Source organism: Kitasatospora sp. NPDC059571 (genome assembly GCF_042735675.1).
GTDB lineage: Bacteria > Actinomycetota > Actinomycetes > Streptomycetales > Streptomycetaceae > Kitasatospora.
Genome location: NZ_JBHWBW010000076.1, coordinates 1 through 3,627 on the forward strand (window position 1 = coordinate 1; position 3,627 = coordinate 3,627).

At 72.0% G+C, this 3,627-nt stretch carries 2 protein-coding genes; one reads left to right on the forward strand and one right to left on the reverse strand.

Annotation, left to right across the window (positions count from 1 at the left end; all coding sequences use genetic code 11):
• Positions 1–114: 114 nt before the first annotated feature.
• Positions 115–1,329, reverse strand: a complete 1,215-nt coding sequence (locus tag ACFV0G_RS11890; RefSeq protein ID WP_380545514.1) for an alginate lyase family protein — start codon at positions 1,327–1,329, stop codon at positions 115–117.
• A gap of 304 nt (positions 1,330–1,633) precedes the next feature.
• On the opposite strand from ACFV0G_RS11890, the gene ACFV0G_RS11895 reads away from it, so the two are divergent.
• Positions 1,634–3,627, forward strand: a 1,994-nt coding sequence (locus ACFV0G_RS11895) for a ricin-type beta-trefoil lectin domain protein (RefSeq protein ID WP_380545476.1), incomplete at its 3' end; no start/stop codon positions are given.

Below are 3,627 nucleotides of genomic sequence, written 5' to 3' on the forward strand. Positions count from 1 at the left end.
CCTCGATGGTGCGGCGCAGCGCCTCGCCGCCGCCCTCGTCCACCTGGACAGGCATCAGCCGGGGCGCGAACTCGACCACGTGGGTCTCCAGGCCGGCCGTCGCGGTGCGCGGGGTCAGTTCGGGTTGTTCGCGTGGGTCAGCGTCTCCCAGGCGGTGAACAGGTTGTCGGTGCCGGCCGGACGCCGCTGCTCGGTGAGGTTCTGGGTGTTGGTCATGGCGTAGCCGAGGCGGTTGTGGAGGGCGTTGAAGCCCACCTCGGTGACCGGCCCGAGGTGCTGCTTCAGGGCGCCGCCGCACAGCCAGGACGGCACGGCCGTGCCGAGCTCGTACTTGGCCTGGAAGCCGAGGGCGTTGCGCAGCCGGTCGGCGATCTCCGGGTAGAGGTCCTGGCCCTGGATGCGGCTGGTCTCGGCGACGTGGGCGATGGCGGAGAGCCCGTACCCGGTGTGGGTGAGGTCGCGGCAGGTCTCCTGGGTGAGCCCGTCCACGAAGGTGGTCTGCCCCTGCCAGTAGGACACGATCTTGTCGCGGGTGGTGAGGCCGCTGCCGGGTGCCGTCCTCGGCAGCGGGCCGTCGGAGGTGAGGTAGAGGTAGGCGGGGACCCGGCCGCGGAAGGTGGCCACCGCCTTGTCGTACACGGTCCGGTCGTCGAGGAAGACCCCGATGCCGATCGTGGCCTCGGTCATCGAGAGCTCCCAGTTGCCGTTGCTCTGGGAGCCGTTGACCACCTTCGGCAGGTAGACGTTGCGCAGCATGGTCTTGAACCGGTCGACCCTGTCGGCCGGCCAGCCGCCGTAGGTGTAGCGGATGATCTCGGCGGCGCGCGGCCAGGTGGAGGCCGACCAGGCGCTCTGCAGCGGCGCGTTGCTGTTGGTGTGGTCCTTCAGGGTGCCCGACCAGGCGTCCATGATCTGGATCGCCTTGGCGGCGTAGCGGCTGTCCCGGGTGATGTACCAGTCCAGGGCGAGGGTGTACGCCGCGAGGGCGTCCTCGCGCTCGTCCGTGCAGCCGTAGTTGGGGTTGGAGTACGAGCCGCACTCGACCACGGCCCGCGGCTTCGGGGTGCGGCCCAGCGAGTCGTAGGCGCTGGTGTGCAGCTGGTCGTAGGCGGCCTTCCAGGGCTGCGCACCGGCCTGCACCCGGCCGCGGACGAAGTCGAGCTGGGAGCGGCTGACCAGCACGCCGGGGTGGGTGAAGGCGGCGGGGGCGGCCGCCCGGGCGGGGCTCGCCGGCGCCCGGAGGGCGGCCTGGGCGGGGGAGCCGAGGAGTCCGGCGGCGAGCCCTGCGGGCAGTGCGACGGCGGCGAGCAGGGTCGCGGCGAGGGGCAGCCGGCGACGGCGGCGACGGGACACGGGACGGGACCTCCGGTCGGGATCGGCGAGGTGACCCGGAGTCAACTAGCCCGCAGTGGTCACGTCAAGGCGATCAACTGGAAACCTTCCTAATGGAATCCTTAAATGATCTGCCGTCACCTAGTGAACGCATTCTGCCGGGCAAGCGCTCTCCAGCTTTCGGGATTGGTCTTGACCGGTGGGTTGACGCCTTGATGTGTACGGGAGTTGAATCGCAGCGCGCCACCGGCCGGCCGCCGCGCAGCCCCCAACTCCTGATCCCGGAAGGCGGATCCGATCCATGGCCTGGTCCCCACCCCTGCGCGCCGGCGGCCTCCGCCGCGCCGCGGCCGGCCTGCTCTCCGGTGCGCTGGCCGCCACCGCCCTGCTGGCGTCGGCCCCCACCGCGGGCGCCGCCGGCGAGAGCGTGAACGTCTGGCTCACCACCACCGACGACGCGGGCGGGCGGCACGTCACCCGCGGGCTCGCCCAGCAGGCCCCGGTCGCCTTCGGCGCCGGAACCGGCAGCGGCGGGCAGCTGATCGCCGTCGACGAGTCCACCCGCTACCAGCAGTTCACCGGCGGCGGCGCCTCGTTCACCGACACCGCGGCCTACCTGCTGAACAGCAGCGGCGCGCTGAGCGCCGCCACCCGCGACGACACCATGCGCAAGCTGTTCTCCCCGACGGACGGCATCGGCCTGTCCTTCGTCCGTAACCCGATGGGCGCCTCCGACCTCGCGCGGTACGGCTACACCTACGACGACCAGCCGGCCGGGGCCAGCGACCCGGCGCTGAACGGCTTCTCGATCGGCCACGACCTGGTGGACGTGCTGCCGCTCACCAAGCAGGCCCGCCAGCTCAACCCGGCGCTGACCGTGCTGGCCTCGCCGTGGACGGCGCCGGCCTGGATGAAGGACAGCGGCAGCCTCGACGGCGGCTGGCTGAAGGCCGAGGACTACGGCGCCTACGCCCAGTACTTCGTCAAGTACCTCCAGGCGTACCAGGCGCAGGGCGTCCCGGTGAACTACGTGACCGTGCAGAACGAGCCGACCTGCTGCGCCGGCTACCCCTCGATGAGCTGGAACGGCTCCGGTCTCGCGTACTTCACCAAGAACGACCTGCTGCCCGCGCTGGCCGGCGCGGGACTGTCCGCCAAGGTCCTGGCACTGGACTGGAACTGGGACCAGTACGCGTCCTACGCGGCGCCGACGCTCGACGACGCGGCGATCCGCACCCACCCCAACTTCGGCGGCACGGCCTGGCACGGCTACGGCGGCGACGTCGCCACCCAGACCACGGTGCACAACCAGTACCCGGCGACCGACGCCTTCGACACCGAGCACTCGGGCGGCACCTGGATCGCCGACCAGCAGCGCGAGGACATGCGCAACATCATCGACTACACCCGCAACTGGGGTAAGTCGGTGACCAAGTGGAGCCTGGCCGTGGACCAGAACATGGGTCCGCACTTCGGCGGCTGCGGTACCTGCACCGGGCTGGTCACGGTGCACAACGGGGACTCCCGCAGCGGGCAGGTGGACTACACGGTCGAGTACTACACGATGGGCCACCTCACCAAGTTCGTCCGGCCCGGCGCGTACCGGATCGCGTCCACGGCCAACTCCGCCGTGCCGAACGTGGCGTGGCAGAACCCGGACGGCTCGAAGGCGCTGGTGGCGTACAACGACAGCGGCTCGGCGCAGAGCGTCCGGGTCACCTGGGGCGGCCAGAACTTCTCGTACAACCTGCCGGCCCACACCTCGGCGACGTTCACCTGGAGCGGCAGCCAGGGCGGCGGTGGGGCCACCGGCCGGGTCACCGGCCTGGCCGGCAAGTGCCTGGACGTGGCGGGCGCCAACAGCGCGAACGGCACCGCCGTCCAGCTCTACGACTGCAACGGCACGGCGGCGCAGACCTGGACGCTCGGCGCCGACGGCACCGTCCGCGCGCTCGGCAAGTGCCTCGACGTGGCGTCCGGTTCGACCGCCGACGGGGCCAAGACCCAGCTGTACGACTGCAACGGCACCGGTGCCCAGCAGTGGGCGTACAACCCGGCCACGCACGACCTGGTCAACCCGCAGGCGAACAAGTGCCTGGACGTGACCGACAACAGCTCGGCCAACGGGGCCAGGATCCAGGTCTGGTCCTGCACCGGGGCGGCCAACCAGAAGTGGACCGCGGCCCCCGGGGGGTTGCCCCCCGCCGGGGGGGGGGGGGGGGGCGGCCCCGCCGCCGGGGGGGGGGGGGCGGCCGGCACCGTGGGGGGGGGCGGGGGCCCGGGGGCCCGCGCCGC